The following is a 21537-nucleotide window of genomic DNA, read 5'->3' as shown; positions in this document are numbered from 1 at the left end:
GACATTCCGCTTACGGAATGGATCATGCTGCCGCCGCACGCACGAGCTCGAGATGCTCCGCCACGGTGTCGCCGGCCGTGACGCCGCGCACCACGACCTCGTCGACGATGCCGTCGTACGCCCGCAGCCGGGGGCGGACCTCCTCCGGCCCGGCCGCGAGGATCGCCGCGTCCACCGGGGCGTAGCCGTACCGCGCGAAGTTCGCCGCGTACGTGGGGATCCGGCCGTAGGTCTCGGCCTCGGCCCGCACGCGCTCGTGCGCCGGCGGAAGCGCCGTGCGCACGTACAGCGCCAGCTCGGCGCGCGCCTCGGGGTCGTCGGCGTCGCGGTCGGCGCGCGCCTGCCGGGCCGCGTCGGGCGTGAGCCAGTTGAGCACCACGCCGTCGGCCTCGGTCGCGCCCAGGCGCCGCATCTTGGGTCCGAGCGCGCCGACCACCACCCGGACGCCGAGCTCGGCCTTCAGGTGCGCGGCCGCCTCGCCGACCCGGGTGAGGGGGCTCGGCTTCTGCGACGACCCGATGCCGATGACGGTCCGATCGACCGGCAGCCCGAGCTCGCGCACGCGCCCGACCAGCTGCTCGGCGGGGAACGCGTCGACGGGGATCACGCCCGAGGCCACGCGCAGGGTCGTCGTCGCCGCGGCGGCGGCGGCCATCGCCGCGAGCGCGTCGCCGTTGCGGCCCGGCTGGTTCACCCACAGCGTCGCGATGCCCGCCCGTTCCAGCTCCGGCGCGATCGCCCGCACCACGTCGAGGTCGAGCGTGCCCATGATCCCGTATCCGATGCGCATGCGCCCACGGTATCGGGCGGGCGGGCTAGGCTCATCCGGTGCGTCTTGTCATCGCTGAGTGCTCCGTCGACTACACCGGTCGCCTCAACGCGCACCTGCCCCTCGCGAAGCGGGTGCTCATGCACAAGGGCGACGGCAGCCTCCTCATCCATTCCGACGGCGGGTCGTACAAGCCCCTCAACTGGATGAGCCCGCCCTGCCGGCTCGACGTGATCGCTCCCGACGAGGAGCTGGCCGCGGCCGGCGTGGTCGAGGTGTGGAAGGTGACGCACCAGAAGACGGGCGACGCCCTGCTGGTGCGCATCCACGAGATCATCAGCGACTCGTCGCACGACCTGGGCGTCGACCCCGGCCTCATCAAGGACGGCGTGGAGTCCGACCTGCAGCGGCTGCTGGCCGAGCAGGTCGATCGCATCGCCGAGGGCGCCACGCTGGTGCGGCGCGAGTACCCGACCGCGATCGGGCCCGTCGACCTGCTCGTGCGCGACGCGCAGGGCGTGCCGATCGCGATCGAGGTCAAGCGCCGCGGCGACATCGACGGCGTCGAGCAGCTCACGCGGTACCTCGAGCTCCTCGGCCGCGACCCGCTGCTCACCGGCATCCAGGGCGTGTTCGCCGCGCAGGAGATCAAGCCGCAGGCGCGCGTGCTGGCCGAGGACCGCGGCATCCGCTGCCTCGTGCTCGACTACGACGACATGAAGGGCATCGAGTCGGGCATCCCTCGCCTGTTCTGAGACCGCGTCTTCACGCCGAGACCGCATCCGCGCGCCGAGACAGCGGCGGAACGTCCGGGTCTCGGCGCAAAGATGCGGTCTCGCGGAACGGGACACCCGCCCGGGACCGGGCCGCGCGCGCCGGCGGATACGCTGGATTCATGCCGACATCCCCCTGGTCCTGCGTCCTCTGGGATGTCGATGGAACGGTCGCCGACGCCTCGCCCGGCATCCTGCCCCGCATCACCGCGGTGCTGACCGCGCTGGGACGCACGCCCCCGGCGCCCGAGGATCTGCGCCACTGGATCGGCCCGCCCCTGCTGGAGTCGTTCGAGGTGCGCGGCGGGCTCACACCCGACGAGGCCGTCGAGGCCGTCCGCACGTACCGCGAGCTCGCGTCGCGCGAGGGCTACGCGGCGGCCGTCGACCTCTATCCCGGCGTTCCGGAGATCATCCGCGCGCTGCACGCGGCGGACGTCCCCCAGGGCACGGCCAGCACCAAGCCCGAGAACCAGGTCTTCGCGATCCTCACGCACTACGGCCTGGCCGACTGCTTCGCCACGATCACGGGCGCCCGCGCCGACGCCACCGTGCTCGACACGAAGGCCGATGTGCTGGGCCGCGCGCTCGAGCGGCTCCGCGACGCGGGCGTGGACACGTCGCGGCCGGTGCTGATCGGCGATCGCCACCACGACGTCGACGGCGCGGCCGAGTACGGCATCCCGGTGATCTTCGTGCGGTGGGGCTTCGGCAACCCGGGCGAGGACGCCGGCGCGCACGCGGTGGTCGACACCGCCGACCAGCTGCGCCCCCTGCTCCTGACCGACTGAACGACCGGAGGCGCTCAGCCGCCGGCCACGGGCGCGCCCCCGCGCACCAGTCGCGCGACGACGAGCGCGGTGGCCGGGGCGAGCAGCACGAGCGCCGCGATGTTCACGGCGTGGAAGCCGCCGAGGGCGAGGATCGGCCCGGCCAACGCGGCCGCCGCCGCTCCCGCGTAGTTCATGCCGGCGTCGGTCACGCCCTGCAGCGGCACCCGTACACGCGGATCGGGCGTCGAGGCGAGCAGCGTCGAGGCCGAGATCACGCACCACGACCACCCCACGCCGAGCACGGTCAGCGCAGCGGGGGTCCACGCGCCGCCCGCCGTCGCGGCGATGAGGCCCAGCACGACCGCCGCGAGCAGCACCGCTACCCCGCCCGCCGCGCTCCGCACGGCGCCGAACCGGTCCGCCACCCACCCGAACAGCGGGCTGACGGCGTACATGCCGAGCACGTGCAGGCTGATCACGATGCCGACCACGGTGAGCGAGTCGCCGTGATGCTGCATGTGGATCGGCGTCATCACCATGACCATCACCATGACGGCGTGCGCACAGGCGGTGAGCACGACCGCCATCCGCGCGGTCGGGTTCGCGAACGCCCACCGCAGCGCGGCCCACGCCCCCACGCTCGCGGTGGCCACGACGGGGTCGCCGGGCTCCGGTCGGGCGACGACCTCTCCCCCGTAAAGCAGCGCGATGATGAGCCCCGCCACGGCGATCGCGGCGATCGAGAAGGTGTAGGGGCCGGCCAGCTCGGGCAGCCCGAGCACGAAGCCGACCTCGTTGGCGATGTTCGTGAGGTTCGGCCCCAGCACCGAGCCGATCGTCGTGGACCAGATGACGAGCGACATGATCCGCCCCCGCGCCGCCGGGTCGGCGTTGTCGCCGGCCGCGTAGCGCGATTGCAGGTTCACGGCCTGGGCGACGCCGAACATCGCCAGCCCGACCAGCAGCACGACGAACTGCTGCATCAGCGTCGAGGCGATGATCACCAGGCCGCCGATGAGGGCGATCGCGTAGCCGGTGGTGAGCGCGGCGCGTCTCCCGCCCCGGGCGGCGAGCGAGGCCAGGGGGATCGCCGCGACGGCCGCGCCGAGCACGCTCGTGGCCTGCGCGAAGCCGGCAAACGCCGTGCCGCCCAGGCGCTCGGCGAGCAGCCCGCCCACGGCCACGCTCGAGGCCACACCGACCCCGCCCAGCAGGTTCGACGCGATGAGCACGCCGATCCGACGCCGGGCGAGGGCCGTGTGGGCGGGCGCGGCCTCGATCACCGACGTCATGCGCCCGGTTCGTGCGTGTGCGGCATCACGTACGAGCTGCCGTGGAACATCGCGCCGCCGGCCCGCAGCGCGGCGGCCACGTGCACGGTCTCGGCGAGCTGCGCCTGCGTCGCCCCCGCCCGGAGCGCCGCGGCCGTGTGCGCCCGCAGGCACCCCTGGCACTGGGTGGTGAGGGCCACGGCCACCGCCAGCAGCTCCTTCGTCCTACGGTCGAGCGCGGTGTCGTCCGCGAACACGGCGGCGTTGAACTCGGCGAACGCGGCGTTCATCGCGGGCGCTCCCTCGGCCAGGAGGGTCGCGCCGGTGACGACGGGGGACGGCTGGGTCATGGCAGGGCTCCGATCAGTTCCGGCGAATCCGCCTCGGGCACGGGCGCGCCCGGGAAGTGGCACTCGACCTCGTTCGCGCCCACGGTGATCCGCGGCGGCGCGACCTCGGCGCAGACGTCCTGCGCAATCGGGCACCGGGTGCGGAAGCGGCAGCCCGAGGGCAGGTTCATCGGCGAGGGCGGCTCGCCCTTCAGCAGGATGCGCTCGCGCGTGATCGAGGGATCCGGCACGGGCGAGGCGGCCAGGAGCGCGCGCGTGTAGGGATGCTGCGGGTCGGCGAAGATCTGCTCCGTCGGTCCGACCTCGACGAGCCGGCCCAGGTACATCACGCCGACGCGCTGCGCGATGTGGCGGACGATGGGCAGGCCGTGGGCGATGAACAGATACGACAGCCCCAGCCGCTCGCGCAGATCGACCATGAGGTTGGTGATCTGCGCCTGCACCGAGACGTCGAGGGCCGAGACCGCCTCGTCGGCGAGGATGAGCGACGGGTTCAGGGCGATCGCGCGGGCGATCCCCACGCGCTGGCGCTGCCCGCCCGACATCGCGCGCGGGCGCGCCGTGCGGCGGGCCGGATTGAGACCGACCTGCTCGAGCAGCTCGGTGACGCGATCCTCCAGCGCCTTGCCGCGCAGCCCCTCGAACACCCGCAGCGGCTCGGCGATGATGTCGCCCACCGACATGCGGGGGTTGAGCGAGCCGAGCGGGTCCTGGAACACCACCTGCATCCGGCGCCGACGCGCGCGCAGCTGCGCCTTCGACATCGCCGTGAGCTCCTCGCCCTCGAAGTCGACGGTGCCCGAGGTCACCGGCAGCAGGCCCACGGCCAGGCGGCCGAGCGTGGACTTGCCCGACCCGGACTCCCCCACGAGGGCGAAGGTCTCGCCGTAGCCGATCTCGAGCGTGGCGCCGTCGACGGCCCGCAGCGTGGACTTCGGAGCGAGCGCGCCGCGGCCGCTGCGGACGGTGAACTCCTTGGTGACGTCGGTCAGCCGCAGGATCGGCCCTTGCGTGGTCGCCATCACGCGACTCCTTCCTCGACGAGCGGGTTCCAGCACGCCACCTGCCGGCCGTCGATCTCGCGGGCAGCCGGCCGCGTCGTGAGGCACGCCTCGGTGGCGAACGTGCAGCGGGGATGGAACGAGCACCCGGACGGCAGCGCGGACGGGTCGGGCACCGATCCGGGGATCGCCGGCAGCCGCGCCGGGCGCTCCCCGATCATCGGCGGGATCGAGGCGAGCAGCCCGGCCGTGTAGGGGTGGGCGGGCCGGGCGAAGATGTCGCGCGGCGCGGCGTCCTCGACCACCTGGCCGGCATACATGACGATCACCCGATCGGCCAGATCCGCCGCCACGCCCATGTCGTGCGTCACGAGCAGCACCGCCATACCCTCCTCGCGCCGGAGCCGGTCGATGAGGTCGAGGATCTGCGCCTGGACCGTGACGTCGAGCGCGGTGGTCGGCTCGTCGGCGATGAGCAGGCGCGGGCGACCGAGCAGGGCCATGGCGATCATCACGCGCTGGCACATGCCGCCGGAGAGCTGGTGGGGGTAGCTCTGCAGCACGCGGTCGCCGTCGTGGATGCCCACCTCGCGCAGTGCCGAGACGAGCCGGTCGCGCTCGGCCCGCCGGCCCAGCCTCTCGCGCCGGCGCAGCGCCTCCCGCAGCTGGAAGTCGACGGTGTAGACGGGGTCGAGCGAGCTCAGCGGTTCCTGGAACACCATCGTCAGATCGCGCCCCCGCAGCCGCCGCACCCGATCCGCCGGCAGCGCGACGAGATCCTCGTCGCCGAGCAGGATGCGCCCGGTCACCTCCATGTTGTCGTCGAGCTGCGTCAGGCCCATGATCGTGCGGGCCGTCACCGACTTGCCCGATCCGGACTCGCCCACGAGGCAGACGATCTCCCCCTCGCGCACCTCGAAGCTGGTCTCGCGCACGAGCGAGACCGGGCCCTGCTGCTTGTGGACCGTGACCTCGAGGTCCTCGATCCGCAGCAGCCGGCCTCCGCCGGTCGCGGGCTCGTGCACCTCGGTCATCGCCAGCACATCACTCGACATCGAACCTGTCCCTCAGCCAGTCGCCCGCCAGGCTGACGGCGATGACCGTCAGCGTCAGGACGATTCCCGGAAATGTGGTGATCCACCATGCCGACGAGAGGTACGGCTGCCCGAGAGCGAGCAGCTGGCCCCAGTCGGGGATCTCGGACCGCACACCCAGCCCCAGGAAGCTCAGCGAGGCCGCGGCGACGATCGACGTGCCGACCGTGACGGTCGCCATGACGACCGAGGGGGCCAGCGCGTTGGGGAGCATGTGGCGCCAGAGGATCCGCCACGGCGAGAAGCCGACGGAGTCCGCGGCCTCGATGAACAGCCGCGAGCGCACCGTCATCGCCTGACCGCGCATCACGCGCGCGAAGCCCGGCACGGCCGAGATGCCGACCGCGATGATGAGGTTGTTCGTCGACGCCCCCAGGCCGGCGGCGATGATCATGGCGAGCAGCACGCCCGGGAAGCACATCAGCATGTCGATGAAGCGCCCGATCACCATGTCGAGCCAGCCGCCCGCGTACCCGGCGACGAGCCCCAGGAGCGTGCCGATCGCGAATCCCAGCGCCGTCGCCGTGAGCCCGATGACGACCGCCATCCGCGCCCCGTAGGCCAGGAGCGTGACGATGTCGCGGCCGTAGTGGTCGCTGCCGAGCAGGAACCCGTCGACCCCGGGGGCCCGCAGGGCCATCGCCGGGTCGAGCGCCGTGGGATCGCCCGACGAGAACACGGCCGGCACGATCGCCGCGACGAGCACGACGGCGAGCCACAGCAGGGCGGCCGAGAGGACGATGAGATCCGGGCCGACCTTGCGCCGCCGCCGGGTGGAGGCGATCGGCAGGGTGAGCGGATCGACGAGCGTCGCGGTCGCCATCAGACCACCTCCGCCGGCTCGGGCTGCGGCTCCGCCGCGTGCGCGTCGAGCATGCGCCGGAACATCTCGGGCAGGTTGTCGTCGTCGAGCGGCTCGAACGCCGGGAGCGGGTCGGGGGCGAAGTCCCGGCCGCGCGCGACGATCAGCCGCAGGTCGTGCAGCACCGCGATGTCCTCGCGCGGATCGCCCGCCACCGCGAGCAGGTCGGCGGACAGGCCCGGGGCGATGCTGCCGGCCACGTGATCGATGCCGAGCACGCGGGCCGAGACCGAGGTCGCCGACAGCAGCACGTCGCGGGCCGACATGCCCGTCATGAGCATCGCCTCCAGCGCGTACACGAACGCCCAGTGCGGGTTGTTGTCGATGCCCGAGTCGGTCGAGGCGATGATCGTCGCCCCCGCGCGGTAGAGGTCGCCGAGGGCGAACCGGCGCCACGGCATGAGTCGCATGAAGTCCTTCATGCGGGCGGAGCACGTGGGAGAGACGGCGGTGTTCGAGGCGGCGATCGCGGCGCCGAGCTCCTCGTCGTAGCCGTCGGAGCCGTCCTGCGTCTGGAACGAGCAGTGCTCGATCGTGTCGACCCCGGCGGCGAGCGCGCGGCGGATGCCCTCCACCCCGTGGGCGTGGGCGGCGATCGTCTTGCCGAGGCGGTGGGCCTCCTCCACGGCGATCGCCAGGTCGTCCTCGGGGAACTGCGCGTGCCACGGCGCCGAACCCGGCGTCATGTTGCCGCCGGTCGACATCACCTTGAAGCAGTCGACCGTGCCCTTGTGCAGCCGGCGCACCATGCGCCGCATCTCCTCGGGCGAGTCGACCTCGCCGTTCATGAACCAGCAGTGCCCGCCCGTGACGGTGATGGCCGGACCGGCGATGAGCATCCGGGGCCCGTCGGCCGTACCGTCGAGGATCGCCTCGCGCACGTCGACCCCGAGCAGGTCGCGCGAGCCGAGGTCGCGGGCCGTCGTGACGCCGGCGCTGAGCAGCTCGCGGGCGCTGCGCAGCATGGTCGCCACCTGGCGCGCGTCGTTCTCGGCCATCATCCGCGCGACGGGGTTCGGCCCGCCGTCGAAGCCGAGGTGCACGTGGGCGTCGATGAGGCCGGGCAGCAGCGTGAGCTCGCCCAGGTCGAGCGCCTCCACGCCGTCGTACTCGCGCGGCAGGTCGGCCTCGGGCCCGACCCACGCGATGCGGTCCCCCTCCACGACGACGGCGCCGCGCTCGAGGGTCTCCAGATCCGGTCCGGTGAGGACCTTCGCAGCCGTGATGATGCGCATGCGGGCTCCTTAGGCTTTGCCGACGACGGCTCGCACGCGCGGATCGATGTACGCGTAGGAGATGTCGACGACGAGGTTGATGATCACGTAGAGGCAGGCGATGACGAGCACGATTCCCTGCACCATCGGGTAGTCCTGGCCGTTGATCGCCTGGACGAGGCTCTGCCCGATCCCCTGGCGCGAGAACACGGTCTCGACGATCACCGCACCGGCCAGCAACGCGCCGAGCTGCAGCCCGACGACCGTGACGGTGGGGATCACGGCGTTGCGCAGCACGTGCGTGCCGACCACGACGCGGCGGCGCAGGCCCTTGGCGTACAGGGCCGTGACGTAGTTCTCGCCGAGCACCTCGATCACGCTGTTGCGCACGACGCGCGTCACGGTCCCCGCGGCCGAGAGGCCGAGCGTGATCGCCGGCAGCACCAGCTGCGCCGGCGTGCCCGACCCCGTCGCCGGGAACCAGCCGAGGCCGAAGGCGAACACCATGATGAGGATGAGGCCGAGCCAGAACGACGGCATCGACGTGTTGATGAGGCTGAGCACGCGGATCAGCGCATCGGCGGGCCCGCCGCGGCGGATCGCGGCGAGCACCCCGAGCAGGATGCCCACGACGGCCGACACGGCGGCCGCGGCGAGCGCGAGCTGCAGCGTGTGAGGCAGCTGCTGCGCGATCGTCGCCGACACCGGCTGGCGCGTGGCGTAGGACGTGCCGAAGTTGAGCGTGAGCGCGTCGGTGAAGAAGATCCAGAACTGCTCCAGCAGGGGCTTGTCCAGGCCGAACTGCTGGCGCAGGTTCGCGATCGTCTCGGGGGTCGCGTCCGCGCCGCCCAGGATCACGGCGATCGGATCACCCGGCAGCAGCCGCAGGGTGACGAAGATGATCACCATGACCCCGAGGACCGTCGGGATCGCGGCGCCGATCCGGGAGAGCAGGACGTAGGGCATCGGGACCTCCGATCAGCCGGCCAGGTAGGCGTCGAAGAAGATCGGGTAGCCCTCGGGGTCGAACCGCAGCCCCTCCAGCCCGTTCAGCGCCAGCGTGTAGGTGGGCACGTACACCGCGATGGAGCGCACGTTCTCGACGACATCGGCCTGCAGCTGCTGGACGACCGACAGACGCTCGTCGCCCGTGGCCGACTGGCTCTGCGCCGCGAGCTCCGTGACGGCGGGGTCGTCCGTGTGGCTCATGTTGAAGCCCGTCTGGCCCGGGGTCGGGATGAATCGCGGGTCGTACATCTGGTACAGCACGTTCGGGTCGACCGCCACGAGCGACAGCCCCGCGATGTCGTACGCGCCGGACTGCAGGGTGGTCTGCGCCTCGGCCGTGGCGAGGAACTCCACGTTCACGTCGAAGCCGACATCCTCGAGGTTCGCCTCGAACAGCGTCGCGAGATCCTGGCGCTTCTCGCGGTTGGGCGTGTTCTCGAGGTAGTCGATCGTGAGGGTCTGGCCGTCCTTGGTGCGCACGCCGTCCGCCCCCAGATCCCAGCCCGCCTCGTCGAGCAGGTCGGCGGCGAGCTCGGGGTCGAACTCGAACGCGCCCTCGAGGGAGTCGTCATAGCCGATGGTCGTGGGCGAGAGCGGACCCCACGCGCGCTCGTACGTGCCGAGGTACAGCGACTGCACGGCCGAGTCGATGTCGAGCGCCGCGCGGGCCGCCTCGCGCACGAGCGGGTCGCCGAAGACGCCGGTGGCGTTGAGGTGCAGTTGGTAGGGCGCACCCGACTGCTGCTGCGCGATGAACTGCATCGACGGATCGCCCTCGATCGCGGCGACCTCGGTCTCGGGCACGTTGCCGATGCCCTGCACCTGACCGGAGCGCACCGAGCCGATGCGGACGGTGGCGTCGGCGATGATCTGGAACGTCAGCTTCTCCAGGTACGCGGGGCCGTCATGCTCGGCATTGCCCGGCGCCCAGGCGTAGTCCTCGTTGCGCGTGAGCACCACGCGGTCCTGCGGCGTGTACGACTCGAAGACGAAGGGCCCCGATCCCACGGGGTTGATGAGGTAGTCGGCCGGGTCGGCGGCCGCGGCGGCCGTCGGCGAGTTCATCCCGAGGAACGGCGAGGTGAGGTTGTTGAGGAAGGCGGTGAAGGGCGCCGACAGCGTGACGGTGGCCGAGAACTCGTCGGTCACCTCGCACGACTCGTAGGGACCGACGAGGCCGATGGCGTAGATCGATCCGGCGGCGGGATCCACGATGCGGTTGAGGTTGAAGCACAGCGCCTCGGCGTTCCACGGGGTGCCGTCCCAGAACGTGACGTCGTCGCGGAGCGTGAAGTCGTAGCTGAGCCCGTCGTCGCTCGCCGACCATTCCGTCGCGAGCCACGGCTGGAGCTCGCCCGACTCGTCGAGGTACAGGAGCGAGTCGAACATCTGGCGCAGGACTCGGGCGTCCTGCGCGGCGGGGGTGACGTTCGGATCGAAGCCGAAGAAGTTGCTGTCGACCGCGAAGACGGCCTCGCCGCCGGGCGTCGGCTCGCCCGTGGGGGCGTTGCCGCCCTCGTCGCCACTGGCGCCCGCGCAGCCGGCGAGAGCGAGCAGGGAGACGAGCGCGACCGCCGGGGCGGTGAAACGACGTGATGCCATGGTGACCTCCGGGGGGAAGGAGAAGTGCAGCAGGGACGTTCTACTTGGCGGTGAGACTAGCCACGCTTCGTTGAGGTGTGCAATAGCGAGTTGAAAGATGCAACACTGAGTTGACACACCCGAAACACGGGATGCGCCATGCTGACTTCATCCACCGAAGGAGGGTCGATGACCGACACCGCGACGCGCGCCGACGCGGCCGTGACCACCCCGCTGCAGGACGAACGGGAACGCCTCATCCGCGTGTTCTCCGACCTCGTGCAGCCGCTGGGCCGATCGCTGCCGTCATCGATCGAGGTCGTGCTGCACGACCTCGAGAAGCTGCCCAACTCCATCGTCGCGGTGCACGGTGACGTCACCGGCCGCCGCGTCGGCGACCCGGCCACCGACCTGCTGCTGCAGAAGGTCGCCGCCGGCGACTTCGAGCACGCGGTGGGGTACTCGACGCGGCTCCCCGACGGCCGCTGCCTGCGCTCGACCACCATGATCCTGCGCGACAGCACCGGCACGCCGGTCGCGGCGCTGTGCCTGAACTCGGACGTCTCCGTGTGGCAGGCGCTGGGCCGGCTCGCGTCCGACATGGGCGGGCTCGCGCTCCCCGATCCCGACGCCGCCCCCGCCGCCGCACCCGAGGTCGCCGCGGCACCCGAGGAGGTGTTCCCGCGCGACGTCGACGAGCTCGCCTCGCACCTGATCCATCAGGCGATCGTCGAGCAGAACGTGCCGGTCGATCTCATGCGCAAGGAGCACAAGATCGCCGTCGTGCGCACCCTCAAGGACCGCGGCATGTTCATGCTGCGCGACGCGGTCGAGATGATCGCCACCTCGCTCGGCGTCACCCGCTTCACGATCTACAACTACCTGAACGAACTCGAGGACGAACAGACCCCGGCCCCCACCGAGGCCGCCCCCAAGCGAAAGCGAGCGTCACGATGAGCACGACCGTTGCCGACACCACCTCGGCCTTCGATGCGATCACCCCCGAGGACCTGCGCGCCGTCGGGAGCCTGAAGTGGACCATGTTCCCCGACAAGATCCCGGCGTTCGTCGCCGAGATGGACTTCGGCATCGCGCCCGCGATCACCCGTGCGCTGCACACCGCGGTCGACGTGGGCGCCTTCGGCTACATGCCGCCCGCGATCGCCGATGCCATGAGCGAGGCCTTCACCGGCTGGGCGGCCGCCCGCTACGGCTGGGAGGTCGCGCCGGCCGACGTCAAGGCGATGCCCGATGTCATCGCGGCCCTCGAGCTGGCGATCGACCACTTCAGCGAGCCCGGGTCGGCGATCATCCTGCCCACGCCCGCCTACATGCCGTTCCTCACCGTGCCGCTCGCGCACGGGCGCCGCATCATCCAGGTGCCGATGATCCGCACCGCCGACGGCTGGGAGTACGACCTCGACGCCCTCGACGCCGCCTTCGCGGACGGCGGTGGCCTGCTCATCCTCTGCAACCCGCACAACCCGATCGGCCGTGTGCTGCGCCGCGACGAGATGGCCGCGATCGGCGAGGTCGTGGCGCGCCACGGCGGCCGCGTGTTCTCGGACGAGATCCACGCGCCGCTCGTCTACGACGCGCCCCACGTGCCCTACGCCTCGATCAACGACGTCACCGCGGGCCACACCATCACGGCCACCTCGGCGTCGAAGGCCTGGAACCTGCCGGGCCTCAAGTGCGCGCAGCTGATCCTCTCCAACGACGCCGATCGCGCGTACTGGGAGGAGCACGGGCGCTCGTTCGGCCACGGCGCCGCGAACCTCGGCGTGATCGCGAACACCGCCGCCTACACCGCGGGCGGGCAGTGGCTCGACGGCGTGGTGTCGTACCTCGACGGCAACCGCCGGCTGCTCGCCGAGCTCGTCGCGGAGCACCTTCCCGGTGTGCGCTACACGCCGCCGGAGGGCACCTACCTCGCGTGGCTCGACTGCGCCGAGCTGGGGATCGACGGATCGCCGGCGGAGTTCTTCGCCGAGCACGCGGGCGTCGTCACCACCGACGGGGCGATGTGCGGCGACGGCGCCGAGACCGCCATCCGCTTCAACTTCGCGATGCCGCGCCCGCTGATGGAGCAGGCGATCGCCGCCATGGGCGCCGCCCTCCGGGCGCGCTGACCCGCGCTTTCGGGCGGATCATCCGCGCCTGACGGAGGCGATCCGCGCTCGGGCGGCCGGCAGACGGCCAGAACGGCCGACCGAGCGCGGATGTCCTCGTCGGCGCGTGAAACGGCCGACGCTGCGCGCGGACCGCTCGCTGATCAGCCCCCAGGAAAGCGCAAAGGCCCCACCCGCTGACGCGGGTGGGGCCTTGCTGCTACCTACCGAATTACAGCGGTCGGATGTTCTCCGCCTGCAGGCCCTTGGGGCCCTGGGCGATCTCGAACTCGACGCGCTGGTTCTCCTCCAGCGAGCGGTAGCCCGAAGACTCGATTGCGGTGTAGTGCGCGAAGACGTCAGAGCCGCCCTCGTCGGGAGAAATGAAGCCGAAGCCCTTCTCCGAGTTGAACCACTTGACGGTGCCCTGCGTGCTCATTTACTGCCGTTCTATAGAGATGAAGCCGACGCAAATACGTGTCGGCCACGGCCCACGCTAGCCGGTCGCGGCTGGGAATGATAGGGGTACGGCTCGTCATCTTCCGTCATAGACGAGAACAGCCCTCACCGTTGGGGGGAAACAGTGAGGGCCGGACGACCGAGAGAGGGCGTCCGGACCAATATAAGGCACGTGTCCCCCAAACGGTGGACACGGGGCTGGGAATGCCCGGGTAGAGGGCGGTGCACCGGGCGGCGGGGGCGCGGGCGGTGAGCCTTCGGGCTCGTCGACCGGAGGCGCGAAGCGCCGGAGCGGAGACGGGTTGAGCGGAGCGGCGCAGCCGCGGAGTCGAAACCTTTCGAGGGGGCGGGGGTCCGCTCGCATCGCTGCGCTCGCTCGCTCGGCCGTGGTTGCGGGCGTGGCGGATTTGCGGCAGGGAGCCCAGGGGAACGGCCATGCTCCGCGGCCCCTCGGGCCGCTCCGCTTGCGGTCTGAGGCGGACTTGGTCCCTGTCGCTTCTCCAACCGTCGCATTCGCGACGGTTGGAGCCTCTGCTCCAGGGGCCCTAGGGTGCAATTCCGCAACCTCACGCCCTCAAACGACGAAGGACCCGGCCAGTCGGCCGGGTCCTTCGTCGTTGTGTGCGCGAGGGGGGACTTGAACCCCCACGTCCTTGCGAACACTGGCACCTGAAGCCAGCGCGTCTACCTATTCCGCCACTCGCGCGAGGCGGCGTGTGCCGCACTCAACCTAGAGAGGATATCACGGGGAGGGGCGGGGGAACGAACCGGGCGGGGCGGAGATGGGCGAGTTCTCGCCGTCGCGACATGGGGCGTCCAGGGTCGCTGGCTACGATGGCGGAAATCGACCACCGTGCCGGAGGGGCCGTATGGGACTGCTGGACAGCTTCGAGAAGGGGCTCGAACGTGCCGTGAACGGCGCGTTCGCCAAGACCTTCCGCAGCGGCATTCAGCCCGTCGAGATCGCCTCGGCGCTGCGTCGAGAGCTCGACACGAAGGCCGCCGTGGTCAGCCGCGACCGCATCCTCGCGCCCAACGAGTTCACCGTGCGGCTGAACCCCGCCGACGAGGAGCGCATGTCGCGGCTCGGCAGCGCGCTGCAGACCGAGCTCGACCAGATGGTCCGCAAGCACGCCTCGGCGCAGGGCTACAGCTTCGCCGGCCCCGTGCGGATCTCGCTGCGGGCGGACGACGCCGTGGCCGCGGGCACCCTCTCCATCGAGTCCCGCTCGGCCGAGGGCGACGTCTCGTGGCAGGCGGTCGTCGAGATCGCCGGCCGCCAGCACCCGCTGCGCGGCTCGCGCACCGTCATCGGACGTGGCAGCGAGGCCGACATCACGGTCGCCGACACCGGAACCAGCCGCAAGCACGTCGAGATCCTCTGGGACGGCCAGAACGCGATGATGCGCGACCTGGGCTCCACCAACGGCTCCAAGGTCGACGGGCACGCCACGAAGCAGGCGCCCCTCCACTCGGGTTCGATCATCCGCATCGGCCGCACCGATATCGTCTTCCGCGTGATCCCGCAGGCCTCGCCCCGCCGCCCCCAGACCTCGAGCACTCGACTGTTCGACATCGGGGAGCGCTAGGGTGCGGGTGATCTCGGACGCGCGAGCGACGGGCGCAGTGACGGAACGGAGCCGGTCGAAGTGAGCGAGCTGACCCTGTTGATCCTGCGCGGCGGCTTCCTGCTGCTGATGTGGCTCTTCGTGCTGTCGGTCGTCTTCGCGCTGCGGGCCGACCTCTTCGGCGGCCGGGTGCGCCGCCTGCCCGAGACCGCCGCGCCCGCGGCCCGCCCCGCCCCGGCGAGCGCGCCCGCCAAGGCGCCCGCGCCCAGCGCGCCCGCCACCACCGGCCCCGCGACCACGTCGACGGTCAGCCGCATCGTCATCACCTCCGGCCCGAAGGCCGGCCTCGAGCTGCCGCTGGGCACCGAGCCGCTCACGATCGGCCGCTCCGGGGAGGCCGGGCTCGTCATCCGCGACGACTACACCTCGAGCCACCACGCGCGCCTCGTGCTGTGGGGCGACCAGTGGATGCTGCAGGACCTGGACTCCACCAACGGCACGCTCCACGATGGCGAGAAGGTGGCGCCCTCCTCCCCCGTGCCCGTCAAGATCGGCGCGCCCATCAAGGTCGGCGCCACGACGTTCGAGCTGCGGAAGTAAGCACGCCGCATGGTCTTCGAGGGCTCCAGCGCCGCCATCTCCCACACGGGGAAGGTGCGATCGAACAACCAGGACTCCGGGTACGCCGGGTCCAACCTGTTCGTCGTCGCCGACGGCATGGGCGGCCACGCGGGCGGCGACGTCGCCTCGAGCGTGGCGGTCCACAAGCTCGAGCCCCTCGACCGCGCCTTCGAGACCCCGCAGGCCGCCGAGATCGAGCTGCGCGAGACGATCCAGGACACCGCCGGCGACCTGATCCAGCTCGTCACGCGCCAGCCGGAGCTGGCCGGCCTGGGCACCACGGTGAGCGCGATCGCCATGGTCGACGAGTGGGCCGTGATCGCCCACATCGGCGACTCGCGCATCTATCTCTATCGCGACGACGAGCTCACCCAGATCACCACCGACCACAGCTTCGTGCAGCGACTCGTGGACTCCGGCCGCATTACGCCCGAGGAGGCGCGCTACCACCCGCGCCGCTCGGTGCTCATGCGCGTGCTCGGCGACATGGACCCGAACCCCGAGGTCGACACGTTCATCATGCAGACCCGGCCGGGCGACCGCTGGCTGCTGTGCTCCGACGGCCTGTCGGGCGTGGTCGACGAGCAGCACATGACCAAGGTGCTGCGCCGCGACGAGGCCCCCGCACGCACCGCCGACGCGCTGCTGAAGCAGGCGCTCGACGGCGGCGCCCCCGACAACGTGACCATCGTCATCGTCGACGTCGGCGGCAAGCATCCGGCATTCCTCGCGGCGCCGTCGATCGTCGGCTCGGCCTCCAACCCCGAGGGCGTGCGCGTTCCCGCCGTCACGCGCTCGAGCCTCACGAGCGGCTGGCTGCACCCGCGCAGCCAGGCCGCCAACGAGCCCAGCCACTTCGAGCCCGACTCCGACTACCTCGAGGAGCTCATCGCCGAGGACCGGCGCCGTGCCCGCCGCCGCCGCATCGGCGCGATCGTCGGCATCGTGCTGCTCGTCGGCGTGATCGTGGCCGGCTTCACGATCTTCTACAACTGGACCCAGACGCGGTACTTCGTCGGCGCCGACACCGACAGCGTCGTCATCTACGAGGGCGTCCAGGCCAACCTCGGGCCGATCTCGCTCTCGGAGCCGTTCGAGGACTCCGGCATCGCGCTCACCGAGCTCACCGAGGCCAACCGCGCCGCCGTGGAGCGCACGATCACCGCGCACTCGCTCGAGCACGCGCGCGAGATCGTCGAGCGCATCGCGGCCGACCTCCCCGCCGAGGAGACGCCGTACACGCCGACCCCCCGCACGAGCACGCCCACCCCCGGGATCAGCTCGCTGCCGGCGCCCGTGCCCACCGGCCCCACGCAGACCCCGGACGGAGGTGAGGGATGACCGACGTGACCGCCGCCGACACCGCGGTGCTCAAGGCGCTGCGCAGGGTGCGCACGCCCGCCCCGCGCCGCAACCGCGAGCTCTTCCTGCTGCTGTTCGCCATCGCCCTGTCCACGGGCGCCATGGTGCTCGTGCAGTACGGCGCCCTCGGGCACACCTCCACGCCGGAGCTCGTGCTCTCGGGACTCCTCGGCCTGCTCGCGCTCGCGGCCCACGTGGTGCTGCGGCTGCGCGCGCCCGCGGCCGACCCCCTCGTGCTGCCGATCGCGTTCCTGCTGACCGGAATCGGCATCGCCGAGATCTACCGGATCGGCCTCTCCGGCGTGCAGGGCACGAGCGCCACCGCCGGCGCGAACCAGGTGGCGTACGCGGCGATGTCGATCCTCATCGCCGCGGTCGTGGTGTGGTTCCTCGGCAACTACCGCGTGCTCTACCGCTACACGTACGTCTTCGGCCTGGCCGGCATCCTGCTGCTGCTGCTGCCGTTCGTGCCGTTCCTCAACGGCGGCGGCAACGCGCAGGTGTGGATCCGGATCTTCGGCTTCAACTTCCAGCCCGGCGAGATCGCCAAGATCTGCCTCGCGATCTTCTTCGCCGGCTACCTCGTGCGCACACGCGAGAGCCTGGCCACGACCGGCCGCAAGTTCCTGGGCTTCACCTTCCCGCGCGCCCGCGAGTTCGGGCCGATCGTGGTGATCTGGGCGCTCTCGCTCATCATCATCGTCATCCAGCGCGACCTCGGCACCGGACTGCTCGTCTTCGGCATGTTCGTCGTGACGCTCTACGTCGCCACGGGCAAGACCGGCTGGATGCTCATCGGCGTGCTGCTTGCCCTGGGCGCGGCGGTGGCGGCGTCGTTCGTGCTGGAGTACGTCGGCTGGCGCTTCACCAACTGGCTCGACGCGTTCAACCCCGAGGTCTACAACCGCGACGGCGGCAGCTTCCAGCTCGTGCAGGGCCTGTTCGGCATGGCGCACGGCGGGCTGTTCGGCACCGGGCTCGGCCAGGGACGGCCCTACATCACGCCGGTGTCGCAGAGCGACTACATCCTGCCCTCGCTCGGCGAGGAGCTCGGCCTCGTGGGCGTGTTCGCGATCCTCGCGCTCTACCTCGTGTTCGTCGGCCGCGGGCTGCGGATCGGCATCGCCGGTCAGGACGACTTCGGCAAGCTGCTGTCCACCGCGCTGTCGTTCACGCTCGCACTGCAGGTGTTCATCATGGTCGGCGGCGTCACGCGCCTGCTCCCCCTCACGGGCCTGACCACGCCGTTCCTCGCGGCTGGCGGATCGTCGCTGCTGGCGAACTGGATCATCGTGGCCCTGATCCTCCGCATCAGCGACGCGGTGCGCCAGCAGCCCCGGGCGGTGATCGGATGACCACCCTTCGACTCGTCGCTCCGCTCCTCGTCCAGGGACCGGAAGCGGGAGGTTCCCTCCGATGACCAAAGAGCTCCGCAGGCTCACGACGATCGTGATCCTCATGTTCCTCGCGCTGTTCGCCTCGACCAGCGTGATCCAGTTCGCGTCGGTCGACGCGCTCAACCAGCACCCCGAGAACCGCCGCACGCTGTACGACAGCTACGAGGTGCAGCGCGGCTCGATCGTCGCCGGCGGCGAGCGGATCGCCACCTCCACGCCCAGCGACGACGTCTACGCGTGGCAGCGCACCTACGTCGACAGCGCGATGTGGTCCCCGGTCACCGGCTACGCCACCGTCTTCCCCAGCGCGTCGGGTATTGAGCAGGCCATGAACGCGGAGCTGTCGGGCACCGCCGACACGGCGTTCTTCTCGCGCATCGAGCAGATCCTCTCCGGCCAGGACCCGCGCGGATCGACCGTGGAGCTCAGCCTCGACCCCGCGGTGCAGCGCGCCGCGTTCGAGGCGATGGGGTCGCTCAAGGGCGCCGTCGTGGCGATCGAGCCCGACACGGGCCGGATCCTCGCCATGGTGAGCACCCCCAGCTACGACGCCAACGCCCTCGCCGTGCACGATGTCGACGCGCTCAACGCCACCTACACGGGGCTCGAGGACGACCCGAACCAGCCGCTGCAGAACCGCGCCATCGGCGGCAACATGAATCCGCCCGGGTCGACGTTCAAGCTCGTCGTCGCTGCGGCCGCGCTCGCCTCGGGCGAGTACACCGCCGAGTCGACCCTGCCGAACCCGGCCTCGTACAAGCTCCCGCACGCGCCGAACATGGTCTACAACGCCAGCAACGGGACGTGCGGCCCGGGCGACGAGGTGACCATCGCCGACGCGATCCGGCTCAGCTGCAACATCCCGTTCGCCGAGCTCGCGGTCGAGCTGGGCGACGAGGCCATCCGCGAGCAGGCCGAGAGGTTCGGCTTCAACCAGTCGTTCACCACGCCGCTGGCCTCGACCCCGTCGAGCTACCCCTCGGGCCTCGACGACGCGCAGACCGCGCTGAGCGGTTTCGGCCAGGGCCCGCTCATCGCGTCGCCGCTGCAGATGGCCATGGTCTCGGCCGGGATCGCCAACGGCGGCACCGTGATGAACCCGTGGATGGTCGACGACGTGATCGGCGAGGACCTGTCCGTCCAGCAGAGCTGGGACCCCACGCAGTTCGGTCAGGCGATCGACGCCGACGTCGCCGCCGCGATCGCCGACGCGATGGTCTCGAGCGTCTCAAACGGGGCCGCGTCGGGTGCAAGAATAGACGGCGTCGAAGTGGCCGGTAAGACGGGTACGGCCGAGAACGACGGCAGCGATCCCTTCAGTCTCTGGTTCACCGGATTCGCGCCGGCGGACGACCCGCAGGTCGCGGTCGCCGTCGTCGTCGAGGACGGCGGCGGTCAGGGGCAGTCGGGGTCTGGGAACACGATCGCGGCGCCCATCGCGAAGAAGGTCATGGAGGCGGTGCTGGGACGATGAGGCCGACACAGGGTGTGACGTTCGGGGGTCGGTACGAGCTGAGCTCGCGGATCGCCATCGGCGGGATGGGCGAGGTCTGGGAGGCCACCGATCACGTCATCGGGCGGACCGTCGCGATCAAGATCCTCAAGGACGAGTACATGGGCGACCCGGGCTTCCTCGAGCGCTTCCGCGCCGAGGCCCGCCACGCCGCGCTCGTCAACCACGAGGGCATCGCGAGCGTCTTCGACTACGGCGAGGAGAACGGATCGGCGTTCCTCGTCATGGAGCTCGTGCCCGGCGAGGCGCTGTCGACCATTCTCGAGCGCGAGACCTCGCTGTCGCCCGACCGCACGCTCGACATCGTCGGCCAGACCGCCGCCGCGCTGCAGGCCGCCCACGCCGCCGGCCTCGTGCACCGCGACATCAAGCCCGGCAACCTGCTCATCACGCCCGACGGGCGCGTGAAGATCACCGACTTCGGCATCGCGCGGATCGCCGACCAGGTGCCGCTCACGGCCACCGGCCAGGTGATGGGCACGGTGCAGTACCTCTCGCCCGAGCAGGCCTCGGGCCATCAGGCGAGCCCCGCGACCGACATCTACTCGCTCGGCATCGTCGCGTACGAGAGCCTGGCCGGGAAGCGCCCGTTCACGGGCGAGTCGCAGGTCGCGATCGCCATGGCGCAGATCAACGAGAAGCCCCCGGCCCTGCCCGCCGACATCCCGCAGCCGGTGCAGAACCTCGTCATGGCGATGATCGCCAAGAAGCCCGAGGACCGCCCGGCCTCCGCCGCGGCCGTCTCGCGGGCGAGCAGCGCGCTGCGCCGCGGCGACATCGCGGCCGCGGCCGCCGCCGTGCCGGCGATCGCCGCCACCACCGCCGCGCTGGCCGACGACAGCTTCACCCAGCTGCTCGGCACCTCCGCCGACGGGGCGACGCGCCTGATGCCGACCACCACGCCGCTGCCCGTGGCCGCGGACGAGCCCGCGGGCGAGCCCGAGAAGAAGCGTAAGCGCAGCCCCTGGACGTGGCCGCTGATCGCGCTCATCGCGCTGCTCGTCATCGCGGTGGTGGGCACCCTCATCGCCCTGTTCAACCAGAACGAGGAGCCCGAGCCCACCACGCCGCCGTCGAGCTCGTCGCCCGCGCCCACGCCGACGCGGAGCACCGCCACGCCCACACCCACGGCGACCGGCGTGGACATCTCGGCGCTCGACCTCGTCGGCAAGACGTTCGACGAGGCCCGCGACCTCATCCTCGCCGAGGGCGAGTACACGGTCACGCGCGTGCCCGGCAACGCCGCGGGCACCGAGAACGACATCGACCGCGTGTACCAGGTGAACCCGACGGGTGTGGTCCCGGAGGGCCGCGAGATCCAGCTGACGGTCTACTCCGACCTCGTGGCGATCCCGTCGCCCGAGAGCGCCCCGCGCTTCCCCGAGGTGGTCACCAGCGGCGAGGTCAGCACCGTGTACTGGGACTACTACCAGTGCCCGAGCGGCGCCGGCTCGCTGAGCGGCTACACCGTGACGCTTCATCAGGGGGCCACCTTCACCGACGGCAACACCTGGCGCTCGTTCGGACCCGACGTCACCGAGGCCGAGATCAACGTCACGGGCGACCCCGCCTCGTCGGTGTCGGCGAGCTACGTCGCCCACTGCTCGGCCACCGAGCAGCGCGACTCCGGCGCCTCGCCGCAGGGCTCGCAGGTGATCTCGGGCGCTCCCGAGCCCGAGCCCACGCCGGAGCCCCAGCCCACCACCGAGCCCGACGGCCAGGGCGTCCCCACGCCGCTGCCGACGCCGTGACGCCGGCCTGGGCGCACCGCACCGCGCGCCCAGGGTGCCGACAGAGCGCTCGGATATTC

The 21537-nt window shown here is 71.4% G+C and carries 20 protein-coding genes and 1 tRNA gene; 10 read left to right on the top strand and 11 right to left on the bottom strand.

Translation table 11 applies throughout. The annotated features are described in order from the left end of the window. Window positions 1–22: 22 nt before the first annotated feature. Window positions 23–790 (bottom strand): LLM class flavin-dependent oxidoreductase, encoded by a 768-nt coding sequence (locus tag E3O41_RS00220; RefSeq protein WP_067028193.1) that lies wholly within the window; start codon window positions 788–790, stop codon window positions 23–25. Between the two features lie 38 nt (window positions 791–828). Between E3O41_RS00220 and nucS the strand changes: the two genes are divergently transcribed. Together nucS and E3O41_RS00210 are read left to right on the top strand one after the other, a co-directional pair. Further along, window positions 829–1524, top strand: a complete 696-nt coding sequence (gene nucS, locus E3O41_RS00215; protein WP_135011734.1) for an endonuclease NucS — start codon at window positions 829–831, stop codon at window positions 1522–1524. 140 nt (window positions 1525–1664) lie between these two features. Further along, on the top strand, window positions 1665–2333 hold the full coding sequence (locus E3O41_RS00210; RefSeq protein ID WP_067028189.1) for an HAD hydrolase-like protein: 669 nt from the start codon (window positions 1665–1667) through the stop codon (window positions 2331–2333). 14 nt (window positions 2334–2347) lie between these two features. Here E3O41_RS00210 and E3O41_RS00205 read toward each other — a convergent pair whose 3' ends face one another. Genes E3O41_RS00205 through E3O41_RS00170 form a run of 8 tightly spaced genes read right to left on the bottom strand, consistent with a single transcriptional unit; the run spans window position 2348 to window position 10717 of the window. Beyond that, complete coding sequence (locus E3O41_RS00205) at window positions 2348–3607, bottom strand: MFS transporter (RefSeq protein ID WP_135011731.1); 1260 nt, start codon at window positions 3605–3607, stop codon at window positions 2348–2350. Then, entirely contained in the window at window positions 3604–3936 is a 333-nt protein-coding gene (locus E3O41_RS00200; RefSeq protein ID WP_135011729.1) for a carboxymuconolactone decarboxylase family protein, read from the bottom strand. The genes E3O41_RS00205 and E3O41_RS00200 overlap by 4 nt, the downstream gene beginning before the upstream one ends. Then, a complete protein-coding gene (locus E3O41_RS00195; protein ID WP_135011727.1) occupies window positions 3933–4958 on the bottom strand; it encodes an ABC transporter ATP-binding protein in 1026 nt (341 codons plus the stop codon). Before E3O41_RS00195 ends, E3O41_RS00200 begins: the two co-directional genes overlap by 4 nt. Continuing rightward, window positions 4958–5992, bottom strand: coding sequence for an ABC transporter ATP-binding protein (locus E3O41_RS00190; RefSeq protein ID WP_135011725.1), 1035 nt, complete (start codon window positions 5990–5992; stop codon window positions 4958–4960). Before E3O41_RS00190 ends, E3O41_RS00195 begins: the two co-directional genes overlap by 1 nt. Then, a complete protein-coding gene (locus E3O41_RS00185; RefSeq protein ID WP_067028180.1) occupies window positions 5982–6854 on the bottom strand; it encodes an ABC transporter permease in 873 nt (290 codons plus the stop codon). Before E3O41_RS00185 ends, E3O41_RS00190 begins: the two co-directional genes overlap by 11 nt. After that, a complete protein-coding gene (locus tag E3O41_RS00180) occupies window positions 6854–8128 on the bottom strand; it encodes an amidohydrolase family protein (protein ID WP_135011723.1) in 1275 nt (424 codons plus the stop codon). Before E3O41_RS00180 ends, E3O41_RS00185 begins: the two co-directional genes overlap by 1 nt. Before the next feature lie 9 nt (window positions 8129–8137). Next, on the bottom strand, window positions 8138–9073 hold the full coding sequence (locus E3O41_RS00175; protein ID WP_135011721.1) for an ABC transporter permease: 936 nt from the start codon (window positions 9071–9073) through the stop codon (window positions 8138–8140). Between the two features lie 12 nt (window positions 9074–9085). Next, a complete protein-coding gene (locus tag E3O41_RS00170; protein WP_135011719.1) occupies window positions 9086–10717 on the bottom strand; it encodes an ABC transporter substrate-binding protein in 1632 nt (543 codons plus the stop codon). Window positions 10718–10885: 168 nt separating this feature from the next. Here E3O41_RS00170 and E3O41_RS00165 point away from each other — a divergent pair, with 168 nt between their 5' ends. Further along, window positions 10886–11653 (top strand): helix-turn-helix transcriptional regulator, encoded by a 768-nt coding sequence (locus E3O41_RS00165; RefSeq protein WP_083991058.1) that lies wholly within the window; start codon window positions 10886–10888, stop codon window positions 11651–11653. Then, entirely contained in the window at window positions 11650–12828 is a 1179-nt protein-coding gene (locus E3O41_RS00160) for a MalY/PatB family protein (RefSeq protein WP_067028172.1), read from the top strand. The genes E3O41_RS00165 and E3O41_RS00160 overlap by 4 nt, the downstream gene beginning before the upstream one ends. Before the next feature lie 211 nt (window positions 12829–13039). Here the strand turns inward: E3O41_RS00160 and E3O41_RS00155 are convergent, their stop codons facing one another. Further along, window positions 13040–13246 (bottom strand): cold-shock protein, encoded by a 207-nt coding sequence (locus tag E3O41_RS00155; protein WP_067028170.1) that lies wholly within the window; start codon window positions 13244–13246, stop codon window positions 13040–13042. 642 nt (window positions 13247–13888) lie between these two features. Beyond that, window positions 13889–13972, bottom strand: a tRNA-Leu gene (locus E3O41_RS00150). A 163-nt stretch (window positions 13973–14135) separates the two neighbouring features. Between E3O41_RS00150 and E3O41_RS00145 the strand changes: the two genes are divergently transcribed. From E3O41_RS00145 to E3O41_RS00120, 6 genes are all read left to right on the top strand, one after another. Beyond that, complete coding sequence (locus tag E3O41_RS00145; RefSeq protein ID WP_067028168.1) at window positions 14136–14855, top strand: FHA domain-containing protein; 720 nt, start codon at window positions 14136–14138, stop codon at window positions 14853–14855. A gap of 60 nt (window positions 14856–14915) precedes the next feature. Further along, window positions 14916–15434, top strand: a complete 519-nt coding sequence (locus tag E3O41_RS00140) for an FHA domain-containing protein FhaB/FipA (protein ID WP_067028165.1) — start codon at window positions 14916–14918, stop codon at window positions 15432–15434. A 9-nt stretch (window positions 15435–15443) separates the two neighbouring features. Next, on the top strand, window positions 15444–16796 hold the full coding sequence (locus E3O41_RS00135; protein ID WP_067028162.1) for a Stp1/IreP family PP2C-type Ser/Thr phosphatase: 1353 nt from the start codon (window positions 15444–15446) through the stop codon (window positions 16794–16796). Next, window positions 16793–18172, top strand: coding sequence for an FtsW/RodA/SpoVE family cell cycle protein (locus E3O41_RS00130; RefSeq protein ID WP_135011717.1), 1380 nt, complete (start codon window positions 16793–16795; stop codon window positions 18170–18172). Before E3O41_RS00135 ends, E3O41_RS00130 begins: the two co-directional genes overlap by 4 nt. A gap of 61 nt (window positions 18173–18233) precedes the next feature. Beyond that, a complete protein-coding gene (locus E3O41_RS00125; protein WP_135011715.1) occupies window positions 18234–19688 on the top strand; it encodes a penicillin-binding transpeptidase domain-containing protein in 1455 nt (484 codons plus the stop codon). Further along, on the top strand, window positions 19685–21478 hold the full coding sequence (locus E3O41_RS00120) for a protein kinase domain-containing protein (protein ID WP_083991057.1): 1794 nt from the start codon (window positions 19685–19687) through the stop codon (window positions 21476–21478). The genes E3O41_RS00125 and E3O41_RS00120 overlap by 4 nt, the downstream gene beginning before the upstream one ends. Window positions 21479–21537: the final 59 nt, after the last annotated feature.

It is taken from the genome of Microbacterium sediminis (genome assembly GCF_004564075.1).
Taxonomy (GTDB): domain Bacteria; phylum Actinomycetota; class Actinomycetes; order Actinomycetales; family Microbacteriaceae; genus Microbacterium; species Microbacterium sediminis.
This window is presented reverse-complemented; position numbering and strand designations above follow the sequence as displayed.

Excerpts from the sequence above, each read along its gene's own strand:
- E3O41_RS00220 (WP_067028193.1), bottom strand. The coding sequence starts at position 790 with ATGCGCATCGGATACGGGATCATGGGCACGCTCGACCTCGACGTGGTG.
- E3O41_RS00210 (WP_067028189.1), top strand. The coding sequence starts at position 1,665 with ATGCCGACATCCCCCTGGTCCTGCGTCCTCTGGGATGTCGATGGAACG.
- E3O41_RS00205 (WP_135011731.1), bottom strand. The coding sequence starts at position 3,607 with ATGACGTCGGTGATCGAGGCCGCGCCCGCCCACACGGCCCTCGCCCGG.
- E3O41_RS00200 (WP_135011729.1), bottom strand. The coding sequence starts at position 3,936 with ATGACCCAGCCGTCCCCCGTCGTCACCGGCGCGACCCTCCTGGCCGAG.
- E3O41_RS00195 (WP_135011727.1), bottom strand. The coding sequence starts at position 4,958 with ATGGCGACCACGCAAGGGCCGATCCTGCGGCTGACCGACGTCACCAAG.
- E3O41_RS00190 (WP_135011725.1), bottom strand. The coding sequence starts at position 5,992 with ATGTCGAGTGATGTGCTGGCGATGACCGAGGTGCACGAGCCCGCGACC.
- E3O41_RS00185 (WP_067028180.1), bottom strand. The coding sequence starts at position 6,854 with ATGGCGACCGCGACGCTCGTCGATCCGCTCACCCTGCCGATCGCCTCC.
- E3O41_RS00180 (WP_135011723.1), bottom strand. The coding sequence starts at position 8,128 with ATGCGCATCATCACGGCTGCGAAGGTCCTCACCGGACCGGATCTGGAG.
- E3O41_RS00175 (WP_135011721.1), bottom strand. The coding sequence starts at position 9,073 with ATGCCCTACGTCCTGCTCTCCCGGATCGGCGCCGCGATCCCGACGGTC.
- E3O41_RS00170 (WP_135011719.1), bottom strand. The coding sequence starts at position 10,717 with ATGGCATCACGTCGTTTCACCGCCCCGGCGGTCGCGCTCGTCTCCCTG.
- E3O41_RS00165 (WP_083991058.1), top strand. The coding sequence starts at position 10,886 with ATGACCGACACCGCGACGCGCGCCGACGCGGCCGTGACCACCCCGCTG.
- E3O41_RS00160 (WP_067028172.1), top strand. The coding sequence starts at position 11,650 with ATGAGCACGACCGTTGCCGACACCACCTCGGCCTTCGATGCGATCACC.
- E3O41_RS00155 (WP_067028170.1), bottom strand. The coding sequence starts at position 13,246 with ATGAGCACGCAGGGCACCGTCAAGTGGTTCAACTCGGAGAAGGGCTTC.
- E3O41_RS00145 (WP_067028168.1), top strand. The coding sequence starts at position 14,136 with ATGGGACTGCTGGACAGCTTCGAGAAGGGGCTCGAACGTGCCGTGAAC.
- E3O41_RS00135 (WP_067028162.1), top strand. The coding sequence starts at position 15,444 with ATGGTCTTCGAGGGCTCCAGCGCCGCCATCTCCCACACGGGGAAGGTG.
- E3O41_RS00130 (WP_135011717.1), top strand. The coding sequence starts at position 16,793 with ATGACCGACGTGACCGCCGCCGACACCGCGGTGCTCAAGGCGCTGCGC.
- E3O41_RS00125 (WP_135011715.1), top strand. The coding sequence starts at position 18,234 with ATGACCAAAGAGCTCCGCAGGCTCACGACGATCGTGATCCTCATGTTC.
- E3O41_RS00120 (WP_083991057.1), top strand. The coding sequence starts at position 19,685 with ATGAGGCCGACACAGGGTGTGACGTTCGGGGGTCGGTACGAGCTGAGC.